The organism is Streptomyces sp. NPDC002888, assembly GCF_042888465.1.
Classification (GTDB): Bacteria; Actinomycetota; Actinomycetes; order Streptomycetales; family Streptomycetaceae; genus Streptomyces.
The window spans coordinates 375,433-392,993 of sequence record NZ_JBIAPU010000005.1; the positions used below are offsets into that span (position 1 = coordinate 375,433).

A 17,561-nucleotide genomic window follows, 5' to 3' on the forward strand; every position below is an offset into this window, starting at 1 on the left:
TCACAGTGCAGCGCTGGCGTGGCTTGGAGGAGATCCCCCAGGACTGGGGACGCAGCGTCGTCACCATCGGCTCCTACGACGGGGTGCACCGCGGACACCAGCTGATCATCCGGCACGCCGTGGAGCGAGCCCGTGAGCAGGGCGTTCCCTCCGTCGTCGTCACCTTCGACCCGCACCCCAGCGAGGTCGTCCGGCCCGGCAGCCACCCGCCGCTGCTGGCCCCGCACCACCGCCGCGCCGAACTGATGGCGGACCTCGGCGTGGACGCGGTCCTGATCCTCCCCTTCACGACCGAGTTCTCGAAGCTGTCGCCGGCCGACTTCGTCGTGAAGGTCCTCGTCGACAAGCTGCACGCCAAGGCGGTCGTCGAGGGCCCCAACTTCCGCTTCGGCCACAAGGCCGCGGGCAACGTGGAGTTCCTCACCGAGCTGGGCAAGGTCTACGACTACGAGGTCGAGGTCGTCGATCTGTACGTCACCGGTGAGGCGGGCGGCGGCGAGCCGTTCTCCTCGACCCTGACCCGGCGCCTGGTCGCCGAGGGCGACGTCACCGGCGCCGCGGAGATCCTCGGCCGGCCGCACCGGGTGGAGGGCGTGGTCGTACGCGGGGCTCAGCGGGGGCGGGAGATGGGCTTCCCGACCGCCAACGTCGAGACGCTGCCCCACACCGCCATCCCCGCCGACGGCGTCTACGCCGGCTGGCTGCACGCGGGGGGCGAGGCGATGCCGGCCGCGATCTCCGTCGGCACGAACCCCCAGTTCGACGGCACGGAGCGCACGGTGGAGGCGTACGCCATCGACCGGGTCGGCCTCGACCTGTACGGGCTGCACGTCGCCGTCGACTTCCTGGCGTTCGTGCGCGGCCAGGCACGGTTCGAGACGCTGGAGGCTCTGCTGGAGCAGATCGCGGAGGACGTGAAGCGGTGCAGGGAGCTGGTGGCCGCGGCGGAATAGCCGCAGGCGACTTGAGAACGTACGACGGCGAAGGGCGGCCGGTGCCTTGGAGGCACCGGCCGCCCTTCGTTGTGCCGTGATTCGCCCTGAGGTTACTGCTGAGGGGGCGGGGGAGGGGTCTGGCCGTCGGGGTGCGGGGGCTGGGGGGTTTGCGGGGGCTGGGGTGCCTGGGGGTAGCCCGCGGCGTGGCCGGGCTGGCCCTGCTGCGGCGGGTAGGGCTGACCGGCTGGAGGATACGGCTGGCCCGGGTGGGCGGGGGCCTGTCCGGGCTGGCCCTGGCCCGGCTGGGCCTGTCCGGGCTGCGGATAGGGCTGGCCCGGGGGGTACGGCTGGCCGGGGTGCGGGGGCTGGGGGTAGGCGCCGGGCTGGCCGGGGTGTGGTGGCTGACCGGGGTGTGGCTGGCCGGGGGCCGGTTGACCCGGGACGTGCTGGCCCGGTGCGGGGTGCCCTGGGACCGGCTGGCCGGGGTGGGGCTGCCCAGGGCCGGGCTGGCCCGGGTACTGGCCGGGGAACGGCTGCTGGCCCGGGTACTGGCCGGGCGCCGGCGGGGCGGCCACCGGGGGCGGGTTGCCGTCGGAGGTCCACAGGCCGTGCGACTGCTGGTGGCGCACGAAGTCCTCCGCGACCATCGCCGCGAGGTTGAAGTACGCCTCCCGCACCTTCGGCCGCATCATGTCGAGGTCGACCTCGGCACCGGCGGAGAGATGCTCGTCGAAGGGCACCACGACAACGCCCCGGCACCGCGTCTCGAAGTGCGACACGATGTCCTCGACCTTGATCATCTTGCCGGTCTCGCGCACACCCGAGATCACGGTGATGGAGCGCGAGACGAGTCCGGCGTACCCGTGCGCGGAGAGCCAGTCCAGCGTCGTACTGGCGCTGCTCGCACCGTCCACGGACGGCGTCGAAATGATGATCAGCTGGTCGGCGAGGTCCAGCACACCGCGCATGGCGCTGTAGAGCAGACCGGTGCCGGAGTCGGTGAGGATGACCGGGTACTGCTTGCCGAGCACCTCGATCGCGCGCCGGTAGTCCTCGTCGTTGAAGGTCGTCGACACGGCCGGGTCGACGTCGTTGGCGATGATCTCCAGACCGGAGGCGGCCTGGGAGGTGAACCGCCGGATGTCCATGTACGAGTGGAGGTACGGGATCGCCTGGACGAGGTCACGGATGGTGGCCCCGGTCTCGCGCCGCACCCGGCGGCCGAGCGTGCCGGCGTCGGGGTTGGCGTCGATGGCGAGGATCTTGTCCTGCCGCTCTATGGCGAGGGTGGAGCCCAGCGCGGTGGTCGTGGTCGTCTTGCCGACGCCGCCCTTGAGGCTGATCACGGCGATGCGGTAGCAGGAGAGCACCGGGGTCCGGATCAGCTCCAACTTCCGCTGACGCTCGGCCTCCTCCTTCTTCCCCCCGATCTTGAACCGGGAGGACGCGGACGCCGGACGCCCGCTCTTCGCCTTCTGCCTCTTGTTGTTGAGCAGCCGGTCGGAGGACAGCTCCACGGCAGCGGTGTAACCGAGCGGCGCGGCACCGGGGTTGGTCGGCTGCCGCTGGTCGTGCTGGATCGGCTGCGGCCATGCGGCCCCGGCGCGGGGGTCGATGGGCTGCTGCGGGTGCGGTGCTCCCTGCGGGTGCTGAGCGGTGTACTGGGGCGGCTGCGGGGCCCCGTGCGGGGCAGCGCCGTCGGGCTGCGGCTGGCCTTGGCCCTGGCCTTGCTGGGCCGGGTGCTGGGGGAAGCCGTAACCGCCCGGCTGGGCGGGGGAGTCGGGGCCGGGCTGCTGCGCGTTCGGCTGCGGGAAGCCGTAGCCGCCGGGGGTGTGGGGTGCGTTCGGCCCGGGGGGCTGGGGGAAGCCATAGCCCCCGGCGTTGGGGCCGGGCTGCGGAGCCGATGGGGCGGGTCCCGGCACCTGCGGAGCCGGAGGCGTGGGCTGCGGCTGCCCCTGCTGCGCGTTCGACTGCGGGAAGCCGTACCCGCCGTACCCGCCGGGTGCGTTGGGCGGCGTGGGTGCGGCGGCAGCGCCGGGGTGCGGGAAGCCGTAGCCACCGGGTGCGTTGGGCGCAGGGGGCTGCGGGGCGCCGGACCCGGCCTGCGCGTCGGGGGCACCGGGGTGCGGGAAGCCGTAACCGGGCTGGTTGGGCTGTGCGTGGGGTGCCGGGGCCTGCGGGAAGCCCTGTCCGGCCTGTGCGTTGGCCGGGGGAGGGAAGCCGTAGCCGGGCTGACCGGGCTGGGCCTGGGGTGCCGGGGGCTGCGGGAAGCCGTGGCCGGGCTGCGGGGCCGCCGCGGACTCCGGGTTCCAGGCGGGCGGCGCGGGCTGCGGAGCCTGTGGGTGGGTGGGCGGCTGCTGGGGCGGCACGGGCGACTGGGCCTGAGGGTGCCCGGGCGTCGCGGGATCCGCGGGCTGCGGCTGTGCGGGCCACTGTGCGGCCGGTGCGGGGGCAGCGGGCTGGTACGACGGCGGCAGCGGCGGCACCCCGCTCTGCGGGACGGGCGGGGGAGCCCAGGCGGTGGGCGGCGCGTCCTGCGGTGCGGCGGGCGCGGCCGGGACGACGTCCTGGCGCGAGCTGTCGTGCGCGGCGTCGTCGGCGGGCTCGGCCGTGGGAGTCGCCCCCTCCGCGGGCCCAGCGGCCGGGGCTACGGCGTCCGAAGCCTCGGTCTCGGCATCGGCGACAGGGGCGTCGGCAGCGCCGTCCGCCTCCTCGGAGTGGGTGACATCGTCGCCCGGGGACACAGCGCCGTCGGCACTCGCGTCCTCGGCACCGGCCTCCGGGGACACGGTGTCCTCGCCCTCGCCCTCAGCCCCGGCCGCCGAAGCCACCGGGCCCTCAGAGCTCTCCGAGTCCTCGCCCTCCGTAGCCGAACCAGCCTCGTCGATCTCCGCCCCCACGACGGAGGCATCCACACTGTCAGCGCCCAGGGAGCCCGACTGCTCCGCGAGCTCACCCGCGCCCGCCCCGCCGGCTGCAGCAGGCGTATCAGCCGTACCGGCGGCAGCGGCAGCCGCAGCCCCAGCCGCGATCTCACCGCCCGTCTCCGAAACCGCCGCCGAGCTCTCGCCGCCCGAGCCCTCCGTGGTGTCAGCCGCAGAAGCACCAGCCCCCTCGGCGTCGGCCTCAGCCGCCCGTTCCGCGATCTCCCGCTTCAGGGCGACGGCGGAGAACCGCATGGTGGCGCCGCTCTCCAGGTCACCGTTGTCGGAACCCGCCTCCTCGGCGGCCGGGGACGATGCCGGAGCACCCGTGTACGACGGCGCGGCTCTCTGCCCCGCAGGGTCGACCGGAGGCACCGGCGGCGGGGCCCACTGGCCCTGATGCTGCCCCTGGGGTGGCTGCTGAGGTTGGGGTTGTGGCTGCTGCGGTTCGAACGTCGGAGCGGCAGGCGGAGCCTGCGGAGGGAACGGAGCCCCGGCGCCGTGCGGCGGCGGCCCGGGAGGCGTGAACGGAGCCCCAGGAGCCCCGGGAGCCGCACCCGAGCCAGAGCCCGAGCCCGGGCCCCCACCCGAGCCGCCGCCCGCACCTGCCCCCGAACCGTCCCCGGCGTTCTGCGTGTACCAGGCAGGCGGCGCGTAGTCGATGGTGAACTCCCCCGTCGCCTCGACGGCGGAGTCCGCGTCGGTCTGGTCATCGCCGGGTGTGGCCCAGCCCCCGCGGATCCCGTCCCGATCGCTGCTCACAGTTCCTCCTGGTGTGGTCGAGCACCCTCATGCCGTGCCGGGGCGACCATTACTTGTCGTCCTTTGTCGTTCGAGGTCGTCCGATCCACCGGCTCTCCCCCTGGGACGCCGACGCCCGGTCCACGGGTTCTGGCACGGCGCCCCCTCCCAGCCTAATCATCACGCGCCCCACCCCGGCAGGCCCGTCCGCTCCTCAGCGCCCGCCCACGACGTCACGCCCCGCTCAGAAGTGCCGTACACGGCCACCCCATTGGCGAACAAACCGGCCGATAGCGGCTACGGCGCCACACAGGAAAATGAACGAAACAACAACACTTGCCCAATTCCAGGCAGAAAGCCGCCGATTCAGTCCATCCTTCGGGGCGTACCCAACAATCCGATCTCGGCGTCCGTGGGTTGGGTCAAAACGTACTGCCGGTCACGGTCCGCGCACCAGAGCGTGAGCCCGTCGGAGAGCGTGGGCAGGGCCTCCACCTCGGCCCGGGGCAACGCCATCGTGCGACCCAGTTCCCCGGCCTCGTCCGGCGAGATCCGCTGCACGCCGACCAGCCGGGCCTGCCGTACGAGCCGCGGCGCCAGGGGACTGAGATACGGCAGCAGCGTCAGCACCGACTGCCACGGCCCGGAGACGACGCGCCCGCGCGGGGGCCGCATACCGCAGTCCCGCACCACCAGCACCGGAGTTCCGGCCGAGGTGCCCTGCGGCGGCACCCGGCCGACGTCGTACACGGCCAGGCCGTTCTGTCCGCCGCCCATGGCGTGCACCATCTGCATCCAGGCCTGCGGCCGCCCCGTCTCCACGGCGACGCGCGCTCCCGTCGCCGCCGCTCTGAGGGCGATGACCTGCGCGGTCCACAGACCGCCGATGAGGACGACGTCGTACGACGTGGGCCGGTTGAGGCCCAGCACCGCGGGGCGTCCCTCCGCGTCCACCCCGATGACGACGCCGTCGTCCCCGATGGGCAGCGAGAGCGAGTCCAGTTGGTCCAGGGACACGGAGTGGCGTCCGTGCCGTGGGCCGAGCAGGCCGAAGCCTCTGCGCAGCAGTTCGCGCGCCCGTCCGTCGCCGGAGGGCTGCGGTTCGCCGGGAGCGGCGGCCGCCCGCGCCGTCCGTGCTGTGCGGGTGGTCGTCGGTGTCACCGGGCACCTCCGAGAGGCAGAGTGGCGAGCATGCCGGGCACCTGTTCCCGGTCGAGACGGGCGAGCCCCGCACCCGCGTGGCGTGCCGCCGCCTGCACCGCGCGCCGGGCCGCGACGAGTTCGTCGTCACTGCGCCCGGTCACCCGCAGATGGCCCCACAGGGACACCTCCTGGCGGTCCCCGCGCGCGAGCGTGAGGCTGAAGGTGGTGGCGAGCGCGGGGACGGCGGTGACCAGGGCGAGGAACTGCGGCAGCGACGGCGCCCGCCGGCCGCCCAGGGCGGGCCAGCGGCGTATCCAGTACGTCGTGTGCCGGCGGTTGTCGCAGCGCCAGCTGCGGCCCAACTCCTCGGTCCGCCGCTCCCGCGTCTCCGTCCGCCCGGCCTCCGCCGTCACCAGCGGGTTGGCGCAGGCCGAGGTGGCGATGGCGGTGGTCAGCTCCTCCTCGTCGAGGACGGTGACGCGGAACCCGGCCCCGGTCAGGCGGCTCGCGAGGTGGTCGGCCGCGCGGACGACACACTTCTGCGCCCCGACGAGACCACCGCCGCGCGCGGCCACGGCCTCCGGACACAGCTCGGGGTCGAGCTTCAGCGCGATCCACGTGATGCGCACCGCCGGTGCGCCCGTCTGCTCCTGAAGCGGCGCGTAGTTGGAGACGGCCACCGACTGCTGGGGCAGGTGGAGCGCGGGCGCGGGCTGTGTGTGCAGCACGACCTGCGCCGACTCCAGGCGGATTCCGTCCACCTCGAGCGCGTCGTGCACCAGCGCGAGCGGCAGCGGCTGCCGGTTGCGCTCGGCCCGCAGCGCGGTCGCGTCGGCCTCCACCTGAAGGACGGCGGTGACGAACGTGCCGTCCCCGACGATGCCGATGGGCCGCCGGTCACGGCTCGCATACGTGTACGTCCGCAGACTCGGGTCGCACTCCACGGCCGGCGCGAACCCCGGCTCCGTACCAGGAGGTATCGGCGAGTTCGCTGCGCGGCGCTGCCGTGCCCGCAACGCCCGTGCCGTACCGAACCACTCCGGGAGGGAGCGGCCGCGGCGGCGTACGAAGGCGACCAGCACCAGGACGACCGCGACGACACCCGCCGCGGCCAGGGCCACCGGGTCGATCACCCATCCGACCAGCAGGGCGGCGGCCGCGATCTCCAGCAGGACCACACGTTGCAACCGGAACACCCCGGTCTGCCCCGAGCGCGTTCTGATGTGGAGCGCGCCCTGCGCCGACGACCCCTGCGCCGGCTCCGGCCGGGGCGCCGAGGAGCCCCGCGTCCGCGACCGGCCACGAGACCGGTCGCGCGTTCCGGAAGCCATCACTCCATCCCCCCGTTTTGCTCACAACTCGCCGTGTTCCAGCACCACACAGGGCCCTCGAAGGTCCAGGCACCCTACCCGCTCCACAAGTCTCCGCGGATACCAGGCATAGTAGGGGGCCGGTCTGACATCGGAGGGCGCGGGATCGCGTCACCGGCGAGCGCGGCCCAGGCGAAAACGGGGAGAGACAGGCACAGATGGCATCTCGGCGGGACCAGCTCAATGCCTACACCTTCGCGAAGCGCCGCATGCTCGCGGCCTTCCTCCAGTCCTCGTCCGACGGTTCGGAGGAGGCGGCACCACGACCGCTGCGGGCGATCCTGCCCAGTGTCATCGTGGGCGTCATCGTCATGGCCGTCTTCGGTGCCTGGGGCATGTTCAAGCCGACCGCGCCCAAGGGCTGGGACACCCCCAACGCCAAGGTGATCGTCGCCGACAAGTCGACCACCCGGTACGTCGTCCTGAAGACCGACGGCGAGGTCCAGCTGCACCCCGTCCTCAACATGGCGTCCGCCAAGCTGCTCCTCAGCTCCAACCAGGGCGAGGTCGTGACGGTCGCCGAGTCCGTCCTCGACAGCGGGAAGATCCCGCACGGCGTCACGATCGGCATCCCGTACGCGCCCGACCGCCTGCCCGTGCCGTCGGAGGCGGGCAAGGCCAAGCGCTGGGTGGTCTGCGAACGCCCGAGCGCGGGCGGCGGCTCCATCCAGAAGGCGGCGCTGGTCCTCGCCTCCCGCGACATGAAGTCCACCGAGGGCAAGGAGCGGTTGCGCGGCGGCCAGCTCCTCTACGTCGTGGACCCCGACGAGAGGCGCTACGTCGTCGACGCGAAGGGGACGGCGTACCGCGTCGACAAGAGCGACGAACTGCTGCTGCGGGCCGTGGTCGGCTCCGGCCGCGAACCCGAGCCGGTGTCGAAGGAGTGGCTGGCGACCCTGCACCAGGGCGACCCGATCAGCTTCCCGGACATCAGCGACCAGCCGGGCACGGCGGCCGACGCCCCCGGCCAGCTCGACGAGTCGACCAACAAGGTCGGCATGGTGCTCAAGGCGTTCGACAACAACAGCGAGCAGTACTACGTGGTGCTGCCCGGCCGGGTCGCCCCCGTCTCCGCCTTCGTCGCCCAACTCCTGCTGTTCAGCGAGGAGCTGGCCCCGCTCGGCCAGGCCGGTCACGCCCGCGAGGTGAGCCCCGGCGCGATCGTCCCGGGCAAGCCCTTCGGCACCGAACACCGCTGGCCGACCGGCGACCCCGCCCCCGTCAACGAAGCGTCCGGCACGAGCGGCAGCCGCAGCACGATCTGCAACGTCCTGCGCGACGTGAACGGCTCGGGCGCCACGACCCTGAGCACCTGGGCGGGCACCGACTTCCCCGCCAAGCTCCCCACCGGCTCCTCCAGCGCCTACGTCACGCCCGGCTCCGGCCAGCTCTACCGCCAGTACCAGGGCAGGGCGACCACGACCGGACCCGTCTTCCTCGTCACCGACACCGGCCTGCGCTACGTGCTCCAGTCCAACGCCGACAGCGCCACCAACGACGCCGGCATCGGTACGACGCAGAAGGACCGCGAGCAGCTCCAGCAGGAGGCCAAACAGGCCCAGACGCGCCTCGGTTACGCCGACGTCGACCCGGCGCCGATCCCCGCCACCTGGTCGGAGTTCCTGCCCACCGGCCCCCGCCTGTCGACGGCGGCGGCACGCCAGCCGCAGGGCTCCTGAGGAGGCGCGCGATGGTGCTGCGTAAAACCCGCGTGGCGGCCGTGACTCTGCGTACGACGGCCCTGCGTACGACGACTCTGCGTACGACGCTCGTGGCGGCCGCGACCCTGCTCACGACAGCCACGGTCCTCGCCCCTCCCGCGGCGGCCGCCGACCCGCCCTATTCGGACCAGTGCTCGTTCCCCAACGGCAAGTACCCCGGCCGCCCCTGGGCCCTCCAACGTGTCCTCCTCGACGAACTGTGGAGCCAGTCCAAGGGCAAGGGCATGCGCGTCGCCGTCATCGACACCGGCGTCGACGTGACGAACCCCCAGCTCACCCGCGCGGTGGACGCGAAGAGCGGCCGCAACTTCCTGCCCAAGGGCCTCAAGGACGAGAACGGCGACCCCATCGAGCGGGGCAAGGAGAACGGCACGACCGACACCGTCGGCCACGGCACCAAGGTCGCCGGCATCATCGCGGCCCGCCCCACCTCCGGCACCGGCTTCGTAGGCCTGGCCCCCGAGGCGACCATCATCCCCATCCAGCAGAACGACGCCGAGGGCCACGGCACCGCCGACACCCTGGCCGACGCGATCAACTACGCCATCCAGGCCAGGGCCGACGTCATCAACATCTCGCAGGACACGTCGAAGGCGGTCAAACCCGCCGCCTCCCTGGAACAGGCCGTCGACTCGGCCCTCGCCCGGAACATCGTCGTCGTGGCCTCCGCGGGCAACGACGGCCTCGGCGGCAACGTCAAGAAGACCTACCCGGCCTCCTACAAAGGCGTCCTCGCGGTCGCGGCCTCCGACCGCAACAACGAGCGCGCCGCCTTCTCCCAGTCCGGCGACTTCGTCGGCGTGGCGGCCCCCGGCGTCGACATGATCTCCACCGTCCCCAAGGGCGGCCACTGCTCCGACAACGGTACGAGCTTCTCGGCCCCGTACGTCGCGGGCGTCGCCGCGCTCATCAAGGCCAAGCACCCGACGTGGACCGCGCGCGAGATCGTCGCCCAGATCGAACAGACCGCGGAACGCACCATCGCCGGACACGACATCCTGGTCGGCTGGGGCGTCGTCGACCCCGTCCGCGCCCTCACGGAGGACGACCACCCCGTGGAGTCCCCCGACCCCCGGTCGGGCCTCTCCAAGCCCGAGGCCCCCACCCCCGCCAAGCTCCAACTCGGCGAAACCCCCGACGAACGCAACGCCCGCTTCGCCACGTACGTCGCCGTGGGCGCCGCGGTCCTCGTAGCGGCCCTGGGCGGAACGGCGGTGGCGCTACGCGACGCGCGTCGCCGTGCCCGGAAGATCGCCGGGGCGGAATAGCAGACGGGGCGGAGACGCCCCTGGACCCTGCCTGCTCCCCGGGGCCGAGACGTCCCTGAGACCCTGCCTGGTCATGCGGCGGTCAAACGCTCACCAGCCCGCGCCCAAACCGCCGTATGGGTTCCGCATGCCGCCGCCCCGCTGCCCGAAATAGCGGGATCCGCCCCACCACCCGCTGGCTACTGTGATGACGCCACATCAGCCACGGCGAAGAGGAGACGGCGGTGAGCACACCGATCCGTTCACGCCTTCTCGACTACTTCGAAGCGGACCCGCCCCGGTCGCAGGAGCAGCCCCTCCCGCAGACACCGGAAGCCCGCCCCTCGCACCTCCTCGACTACGTCGACCAGCCGGCGGAGGCCGCAGGCCCGGAGGGCCCGAAGCCGGGAGTACCTCCGTACCACACCCCGGTGTTCGTCCCCGCCCACCCCCGCTACGTCGACAGCACGGACGATACCGGCACCCCTGCCCGGGTCCCCTTCATCGCGTACGAACTCTTCGCGCACCCCACGGCCGGCACCGTGGCCCTGGCCTTCACCACCCTGGACCGACTGGTGTCCGCACTCGGCGAAGCCCAACCCTGGGTCGCGACCTCCCTCGGCCCGCTGGCCGAGGGCGTCGGCGCGCAGGGCGTCACCGTCCGGCTCGACCCGCGGCTCACGCCCGGTCCGCCCAACTGGCATCCCGCCGACCTCGCGGCCTACGCACAGGAGGTGCGCTGATGGCGGTCGACTTCAAGGCGGTCCTGAGCGACCTCACGTCGATGGCGAAGACCTTCCACGACGAGGCCGTCAACTATCGCAAACTGCACGCCGATGTGGCCCCGCCCGTGGCCGACGGCGGCGACGCCGGGCTCGACCACGCCCTCAAGGAGGTCGCCGACCTCATCGTCGCCCTGCACACCGGCTTCGCCGACCGGCTGGACGACCACGGCGACAGGGTGACGTACGCCCACGACTCCTTCCAACGGCACGACATCGACGTACACGGCCTGTTCGAGGACCTCATGGTGGGTGACGGCTGATGGCCGACGGCAGCTGGGTCGGCGGCGACATCGGCGGACTGCGCACGATGGCCGAGACCTACAAGAACGCCAAGCAGAAGCTGGACGATGTCGTCCAGCCGCTCAGCAAGAGTGTCGACGGGTTGGTGGACGACGCGGGGTGGAAGGGTGAGGCCGCCGAGACCTTCCGCGCCACCTGGAGCGAGGACGCGCTGGCGGCCGGCGCGTTCGCGAGCCTCGTCCACAGCGCGGGCGACATCCTCGCCACGCTCGTCGACGCGCTCACCGCCTGCGAGACGGCCCTGCAGAACGCCGAGCACGTCGCCACGCGCAAGGGCGTGTCCATGGGGGACAAGGGCGTCCCGGTGGCACTCACCACCGCGAACCCGCCCAGCGCCGAGGACCAGAAGGCGATCTCGGCGATGAACGAGTACGCCCAGGTGCGGAAAGAGGTCCTGCACACCGCCCAGCACGCGCGGTTGGCGGCGGCGGACCAGCTGCGGGGGTTGTACGCGCAGGTCACGGCGCCGGTGTCGACCGGCGACAAGGTCACCCTCGCCGACGCGCTACGGGGCCTGTACGCGTACGACGCGGAGGACGCACGGGCCGGCGGCAGGGAGGCCCGCAAGCTGCTGGACGGCGCCAAGGCGGAGGAACGGGAAGCCAAGAAGGAACTCCGCGCGGAACGCAAGGCATTCCAGAAGGCGGGCCGCGCCCTCCCGAAGGACCTCCCCGCCAAGGGCGCCTACCGCGACGCCGTCATGAAGGTCGACTCGCTGGAGGAGTCCATCGCCCGCGCCGACCACGGCAGCACCGCACTGCCGTACGACCGGGCCCTGAACACGAAACTCGCCGACGCGGCAGACGCCCTGCGCCTCGGCAAGGGCGTGGCCAAGCTGCCGGAGTTCCTCCGGGAGATCCCCGTACTGGACGTCGCCGCGGCCGCCGCCTGCGGCCTGGTGGAGGCGAAGGACGACCACGACAAGGGCTGGTCCTGGCAGCACTCCGTCGCCGTGGACGGGGCCGTCGCCCTCGGCGGCTTGGCCGTCGGCGCGGCGGTCACGGCGGCGCTGCCCGTCGAGGGCGCGGTCGCGGTGGCCGCCGTCGGTGTCGGAACGGCGGTCCTCGCCACCGACGTCCTCGACCACTCCCTCCACGAACACTGGAGCGAGGACATCCACGACCACGGAGTGGTGGGCGGTGTGCTGCACGGCACCGGCAACGTCCTCTCCGAGACCGGGGACGACTTCGTACGACTGAAGGACGACGTCTGGCATGGCATCAAGAGCATCTTCTGACGTTCCCGTCTCCGAAGCCTCGGTCAAGATCCCGAAACTGCCCGGCCTCGGGACGAGTTGGTACCTCCGAGGCACGCGCTACTGGGCCTGCCGCGTGCGCACGGCGATCCTCCTGCTCCTCCTCCTGGCCTTCTACAGCTACATCGCGCTCAGGCTCTACATGGGAGCCCCCCGCAGCGACCTGCCGCCGACCGTACGCACCGTGTGGGACGGGACGCAGATCGCCGCGTCCGGCGTGGCCCTCGTCTGGGGCTGGGTGAAGCAACGCCATGACCACCACAAGAGACTCCTGGACCCTCCGAACCCCGATGAGATGTGGCAGACCCGCCGCAACCAGGTCTCCCGCGCCCCGGGACTGGCCCGGGCAGGCCTCATCCCCCTCCTGCTCGCAGCCCCCGTCCTGCCGGCGCTCGCCGCGTGGTGCGTGGGCTGGACCGCAGCCATGCTCACGGTCCGCGAGTATCCGAGCGAGGCGGGAGCGCGACGCTGGTTGCAGGAGCGCGCGCCGCGAACATCGCGAACAACGCGAACATGACGCCAACAGCCCGAGTTTTGCCCCAGTAAGGATTCGGTCATGAGCGACATCCAGCACGGAAGGGCGTTTTCTGACATGGATCTTGTGGGGCGCTAGGGGATCAACTTGCCCCCACTTCAGTCGCTTTGACGAGGAATGGACGACCCGGACCGGCGGAGTCGCGACAACTTCGTAACTGAGCCAACACAAAGTTCAGTTGGACGCGATTTACACAGTGACTACAGTGGTCGATGAGTGCATAGACCACTCGGCGACTCACCAACGGGGACGGGGAGGGAAGGCATAATGCTTCCTGCGGAGGCCGGAGCCTTCAAGGTCGGTCTGGAGGCTCTTACCACCTTCAAGACGCGCGTGGACGCCGTGCTGTCCACCTTCGAGGGCTCACCCGGCAGCTCCCAGAAGATCAGCGCCCACACCCTCTCCGAGGGTTCTTTCGTCGGCGGTGGCGGCTTCGGCGAGGCCAAGGGCCTGCACGCCCAGTACGAGCGCGTCCACGAACGCCTGACCACGCTCTCCAAGAACCTCGGCCTCCAGATAGAGGCCATCCAGATCGCCGTCCACGGCGCCCACGGGGACTTCACCAACCTCGACGAGGAACAGCGACGGCGGTTCTGGGAGATCCAGACCGACATCAGCCGCCAGGAGGCGGAAGCGGCGCGGGAGAAGGCGGCGGCGGAGGCTGCGAAGCAGGGCGAGTCCACACCGAAGAGCAACGACGAGGCGACAGGGGGCAGCTGGAAGTGAGCGACGAGCAGCAGCACCAGGACCCGTACGAGTCGCAGAAGCTGCGGGTCGCCCAGCAGGTCGGCGTCGTCGACGCGGCCAGCCGCGTCTCGGAGATGACGAAGGGCTTCTTCGGCAGCTACCTCAACGCCTTCGCCAAGACGGACTTCGACGGCCACGCCCTGAACGCCATGATCGACATGGTCGATTCCGCGAAGCCCGAGCACCTGGAGGAAGCGGGCAAGGCTCTGTGGGCCGCCCAGGGCGCCATCCAGGATGCCGCCGAGGAACTCAAGGGCCACATCAACAGGGTCGCCTGGGAGGGTGAATCCGGCGAGGCGTTCCGCATCTGGGGCGGCAACCTCGTCACCAACGCCCTCGGCCTCGCCACCTTCGCCGAAGTGGCCGGCAACCAGATCACCGCAGCGGCCACAGGCCTCGCCTCCGTCCGCAAGGCCATGCCACCCCGCGACAGCCGCCTCGACCCCAAGACGGTCGACGACATCCCGACCCCCAAGCGCGTCGAGGGCAACGAGGAGTACGCGGCGGCGGTCCAGGTCGAGAAGGACCGCCAAGAGGCGATCAACCAGATGAACCGGTTGGCGTCCTTCTACGCGGTCTCGGAGGAGACACTGGCGGCATCGGAACCGCCCACGTTCGAGGCTATGCCGGATGTGGGGGTGCCGAAGCCGGACAACTCCTGGGCCCCCAGGGGCCCAGGAGAATCGCAAGGCAGCGGGGGGATGGCGGCGACCCGTGAGCACGTCGCGACAAGTCAGGAGTCTGTGAGTGCTGCGGCCAGTTCCTCGCGTTCGGCCGACGCTACGCCGCCACTGAAGCACGTGGACGTCCCGACCATGCACCCAGATGGGAATGTCGGGACGAAAATCGACAGTGTGAGCACCCTTCCCCCTCAGGAGACCGCAAGGCCAGCGACCAGCGGGCCACCATTGGTATCTGGTCCGGGACCTGCCAATGCGGGGACTGTGCCGCCATTCGCCTCGGGCACAGTGCCTCCCCCCGTCAGTGGGCCTGCCGGACGCGCCACGGGACGGGGTGGTGTTCCGGCGAGTAAGGCTCCGATCTCGGCTCAGGGACGTGCGGGCACGCCTAGCGGTGCGGTTAACGGGCGTGGCACCACAGGCCCAACGGGGCGCGCAACTGCCGCAGGGCAGACGGGCGCCCGAGGCGCCGGCACCTCGCCCGGCAAGTCGCCCATCGGCCGAGGTGTCTCTGGTGGCACCCCGCGCCCGATCGGCGGAACACCGAATGGTCGAGCCGGTGGCTCCAGTTCCACGGGAGCGGCACGAGGGAACGGCGTCATCGGAGGAAGGCCTGCTACTAGCGCAACTCCCGGATCGACTGGGGCCCGGGTCCCTCGCGGAACGGTCGTCGGCGCTCAGGGAAACACCGGCTCACGTACACCGGCCGGCAAGATCGGGCAGCGTGGCGTCATCGGAGCGCAGGCTCCCGGTACCGACGCTCGCCCGGGTCAGGCAGGTCGCCCAGGGCGCCCGGCCACAGGCAATCCAGACGGTGTCGTGGGCACACCCACAGGCCGGGCCTCCGCAGGGAGAGGCGGCGGTGTGGGAAACGGCAGCAGGACCCCGCAGGGCCCGACAGGCGTCCGGCGCAACAACAACCGCGAAGAACGCGAAGGCGAACGTCAGCCCGAGACCCAGCGGCGCAGCACGCCGCCGTCGACTGACTGAACACGAGCGAGGATCTACAGAGGCATGACAGGAACCAGCCCACGTGGCAGATTCACTGCGATCTTCGCAGGACGTGCCAGGAGACGGGTGTCTACCGTGTGCGCCGCACTCGGTGCTTTCGCCATTGTGTCTTCAGGGCTGGCCCCGAGTGCGACTGCCGCCGACGCCCAGTCGAAGCAGTGGTATCTGGATCTGATGGGCGTCGACGGGATGTGGAAGACGAGCACTGGCAAGGGCGTCAAGGTTGCCGTTCTCGACACTGGTGTGAATCCCGATACTTCATCATTGAAGGGCCAAGTGCTCTCGGGTGACGTTCCGAAGGCTGTCTCGCGTGGGGCGACGAACGATTACGACGGCCACGGGACGACCATGGCGGAGTTGATCGCTGGTACGGGCGCTGGTGAGGGCCTGCAGGGGTTGGCTCCCGGTGCCAAGATCGTCCCCTACCAGATCAACCTGAAAGACAATCCCGACAAGAGGGCTCCCGAAGTGGCAGAAGCAATCAAGGCTGCCGCTGACAGCGATGCCCAGATTCTCAGCATGTCCTTCGGCAGCGACATCATCGACTTGGACGTCGAGAAGGCGGTCAAGTATGCCGAGTCCAAGGGCAAGCTGATGTTCGCCGCCACGGGTAATGACAGTAAAACGAAGAATTTCATTGATTACCCGGCAGCGTTCCCATATGTCGTCGGCGTTGCCGCCGCTGACAAGTCTGGCAAGGTGGCCGACTACTCAGAGCACGGCAACTACGTCGATCTCGCGGCTCCGGGTCTCGACCTTCCACGATGGTGTGACGCTACGTTCCGCGCCTACTGCGACAACGGCGGCGGCACCAGCTCCGCCACCGCCATCGCCTCGGCGTCCGCCGCCCTCATCTGGTCCGCCCACCCCAACTGGACGGCCAACCAAGTCCTCCGCAGCCTGATCGACACAGCCGGCCGCGACTGGCCGAAGGGCGAGCGGAGCAACTACCTCGGCTACGGGCTGGTCCGCCCTCGAAGGGTGCTGGACAACAGCAACATCAACCCAGGCCCCTCCAACACAGACCCGCTGAGCTACGAAAACGGAACCGGCGTCACAGGAACGACCAACTCCTCCTCGCCTTCCCCCTCCACTTCCGCCTCAGCCGATTCCCAAGCCCCCAACGACACGTCAGGCGGCTCGAACTCCGCGGCGGGATCAGACTCGAACTCCTCCGACGACAACACTCAACTCTGGGTGGCGATCGGCGCAGCACTCGTCCTGGCGGTCGGCGGCGGCATCTTCGCTGTAGTCCGCAAGAGGCGAACCACCTGACGCACCACAGCAATACCCGAACTTCACGAAGGGAAGTCCCGCAATGGCAGCTGGGCAGCGGCTCAACGACGGCGATGTAGTCAAGCTCGAAAAGAACATCGTGGAGAGGTACGACTCCATCAAGGGCCAGCTCTCCCGCCTCCAGGGAACGCTGGACACGATGGAGGCGAACTGGCGAGGCATCGGCGCCAAGGCCTTCAACGACAAGCAGGTCGAGATCAACGAGCGCGTCAAGCACATCGGTTCGCTGCTCACCTGGTTCCTGGACAACATCAACGCGACCCGCAAGGACAAGGACAAGCTCGAGGACGAGGTCCGCGCGACCATGTCGAGCATCGACGTCCAGCAGGGCGGCGCGCACTCGGCTCTCAACAGCTACTGAGCAGGGCCGCAAGGCCCGCACCGAACTTCAACGCAGAGATGAGGAACCATGGCTGGAGTGCACTACGACGAACTCGCCGTAAAGTACGGCGGTCTCGACGCGATCACCACCGAGCTCGGTAACCAGGCCAAGAAGCTCGAAGAGGACCTCCAGGCGCTGAAGGCCGCCGTGGTCCAGGCTGCCGCCGGCTGGGAGGGCGAGGCCGCGACCGCCTTCGGCGAGAAGATGAAGCAGTGGGACGCCGACGCCGCCGCCATCCACACGGCTCTCGTCAGCATCGGCCACAAGGTCAACACCGCGAGCGGTGACTACCGTGGCGGCGACCTCAAGGCAGCCAGCTACTTCCAGTGAGCTGAGAGCGCGGACACTCGGGGTGGGCACGCACGGGAGGTGCCCACCCCGTCTCGTATCACATCAAGAATCCACCAGTGGTTCGGGACGAGTGGGAAGAGCTGAAGAAGCAGGCGGTTGAGCGCGGCACGGCCGCCTCGGACCTTCCTTCAGCTCCGC

15 protein-coding genes are annotated in these 17,561 nt (G+C 70.8%); 12 read left to right on the top strand and 3 right to left on the bottom strand.

Annotated features, from left to right (window positions below; genetic code table 11):
• Positions 1-5 precede the first annotated feature (5 nt).
• Complete coding sequence (locus tag ACFYWX_RS11275) at positions 6-953, top strand: bifunctional riboflavin kinase/FAD synthetase (protein ID WP_389423714.1); 948 nt, start codon at positions 6-8, stop codon at positions 951-953.
• Between the two features lie 92 nt (positions 954-1,045).
• Here ACFYWX_RS11275 and ACFYWX_RS11280 read toward each other — a convergent pair whose 3' ends face one another.
• The 3 genes from ACFYWX_RS11280 to eccE all read right to left on the bottom strand — a co-directional run bounded on the left by ACFYWX_RS11280 (position 1,046) and on the right by eccE (position 7,074).
• Positions 1,046-4,621, bottom strand: coding sequence for an SCO5717 family growth-regulating ATPase (locus ACFYWX_RS11280; protein WP_389423715.1), 3,576 nt, complete (start codon positions 4,619-4,621; stop codon positions 1,046-1,048).
• 345 nt (positions 4,622-4,966) lie between these two features.
• The gene (locus ACFYWX_RS11285) at positions 4,967-5,761 is read right to left on the bottom strand and encodes a hypothetical protein (protein WP_389423716.1); all 795 of its coding nucleotides are present in this window, start codon (positions 5,759-5,761) and stop codon (positions 4,967-4,969) included.
• On the bottom strand, positions 5,758-7,074 hold the full coding sequence (gene eccE, locus ACFYWX_RS11290; RefSeq protein ID WP_389423717.1) for a type VII secretion protein EccE: 1,317 nt from the start codon (positions 7,072-7,074) through the stop codon (positions 5,758-5,760). Before eccE ends, ACFYWX_RS11285 begins: the two co-directional genes overlap by 4 nt.
• A 197-nt stretch (positions 7,075-7,271) precedes the next feature.
• On the opposite strand from eccE, the gene eccB reads away from it, so the two are divergent.
• The 11 genes from eccB (at position 7,272) to ACFYWX_RS11345 (ending at position 17,402) form a co-directional block, all read left to right on the top strand.
• Entirely contained in the window at positions 7,272-8,792 is a 1,521-nt protein-coding gene (gene eccB, locus ACFYWX_RS11295; protein ID WP_389423718.1) for a type VII secretion protein EccB, read from the top strand.
• A gap of 11 nt (positions 8,793-8,803) precedes the next feature.
• The gene (gene mycP, locus ACFYWX_RS11300; protein ID WP_389423719.1) at positions 8,804-10,102 is read left to right on the top strand and encodes a type VII secretion-associated serine protease mycosin; all 1,299 of its coding nucleotides are present in this window, start codon (positions 8,804-8,806) and stop codon (positions 10,100-10,102) included.
• A 224-nt stretch (positions 10,103-10,326) separates the two neighbouring features.
• Entirely contained in the window at positions 10,327-10,824 is a 498-nt protein-coding gene (locus ACFYWX_RS11305; RefSeq protein ID WP_389423720.1) for an SAV_915 family protein, read from the top strand.
• Complete coding sequence (locus tag ACFYWX_RS11310) at positions 10,824-11,126, top strand: DUF6317 family protein (protein ID WP_389423721.1); 303 nt, start codon at positions 10,824-10,826, stop codon at positions 11,124-11,126. The genes ACFYWX_RS11305 and ACFYWX_RS11310 overlap by 1 nt, the downstream gene beginning before the upstream one ends.
• Positions 11,126-12,403, top strand: coding sequence for a WXG100 family type VII secretion target (locus ACFYWX_RS11315; protein WP_389423722.1), 1,278 nt, complete (start codon positions 11,126-11,128; stop codon positions 12,401-12,403). The genes ACFYWX_RS11310 and ACFYWX_RS11315 overlap by 1 nt, the downstream gene beginning before the upstream one ends.
• Entirely contained in the window at positions 12,381-12,938 is a 558-nt protein-coding gene (locus ACFYWX_RS11320) for a hypothetical protein (RefSeq protein WP_389423723.1), read from the top strand. The genes ACFYWX_RS11315 and ACFYWX_RS11320 overlap by 23 nt, the downstream gene beginning before the upstream one ends.
• Positions 12,939-13,223: 285 nt before the next feature.
• Entirely contained in the window at positions 13,224-13,682 is a 459-nt protein-coding gene (locus ACFYWX_RS11325) for a hypothetical protein (protein WP_389423724.1), read from the top strand.
• A complete protein-coding gene (locus ACFYWX_RS11330; protein WP_389423725.1) occupies positions 13,679-15,373 on the top strand; it encodes a hypothetical protein in 1,695 nt (564 codons plus the stop codon). Before ACFYWX_RS11325 ends, ACFYWX_RS11330 begins: the two co-directional genes overlap by 4 nt.
• 96 nt (positions 15,374-15,469) lie before the next feature.
• A complete protein-coding gene (locus tag ACFYWX_RS11335; protein ID WP_389423726.1) occupies positions 15,470-16,669 on the top strand; it encodes a S8 family serine peptidase in 1,200 nt (399 codons plus the stop codon).
• 43 nt (positions 16,670-16,712) lie between these two features.
• The gene (locus ACFYWX_RS11340) at positions 16,713-17,051 is read left to right on the top strand and encodes a WXG100 family type VII secretion target (RefSeq protein ID WP_389423727.1); all 339 of its coding nucleotides are present in this window, start codon (positions 16,713-16,715) and stop codon (positions 17,049-17,051) included.
• A 48-nt stretch (positions 17,052-17,099) separates the two neighbouring features.
• A complete protein-coding gene (locus ACFYWX_RS11345; RefSeq protein ID WP_037679516.1) occupies positions 17,100-17,402 on the top strand; it encodes a WXG100 family type VII secretion target in 303 nt (100 codons plus the stop codon).
• Positions 17,403-17,561: the final 159 nt, after the last annotated feature.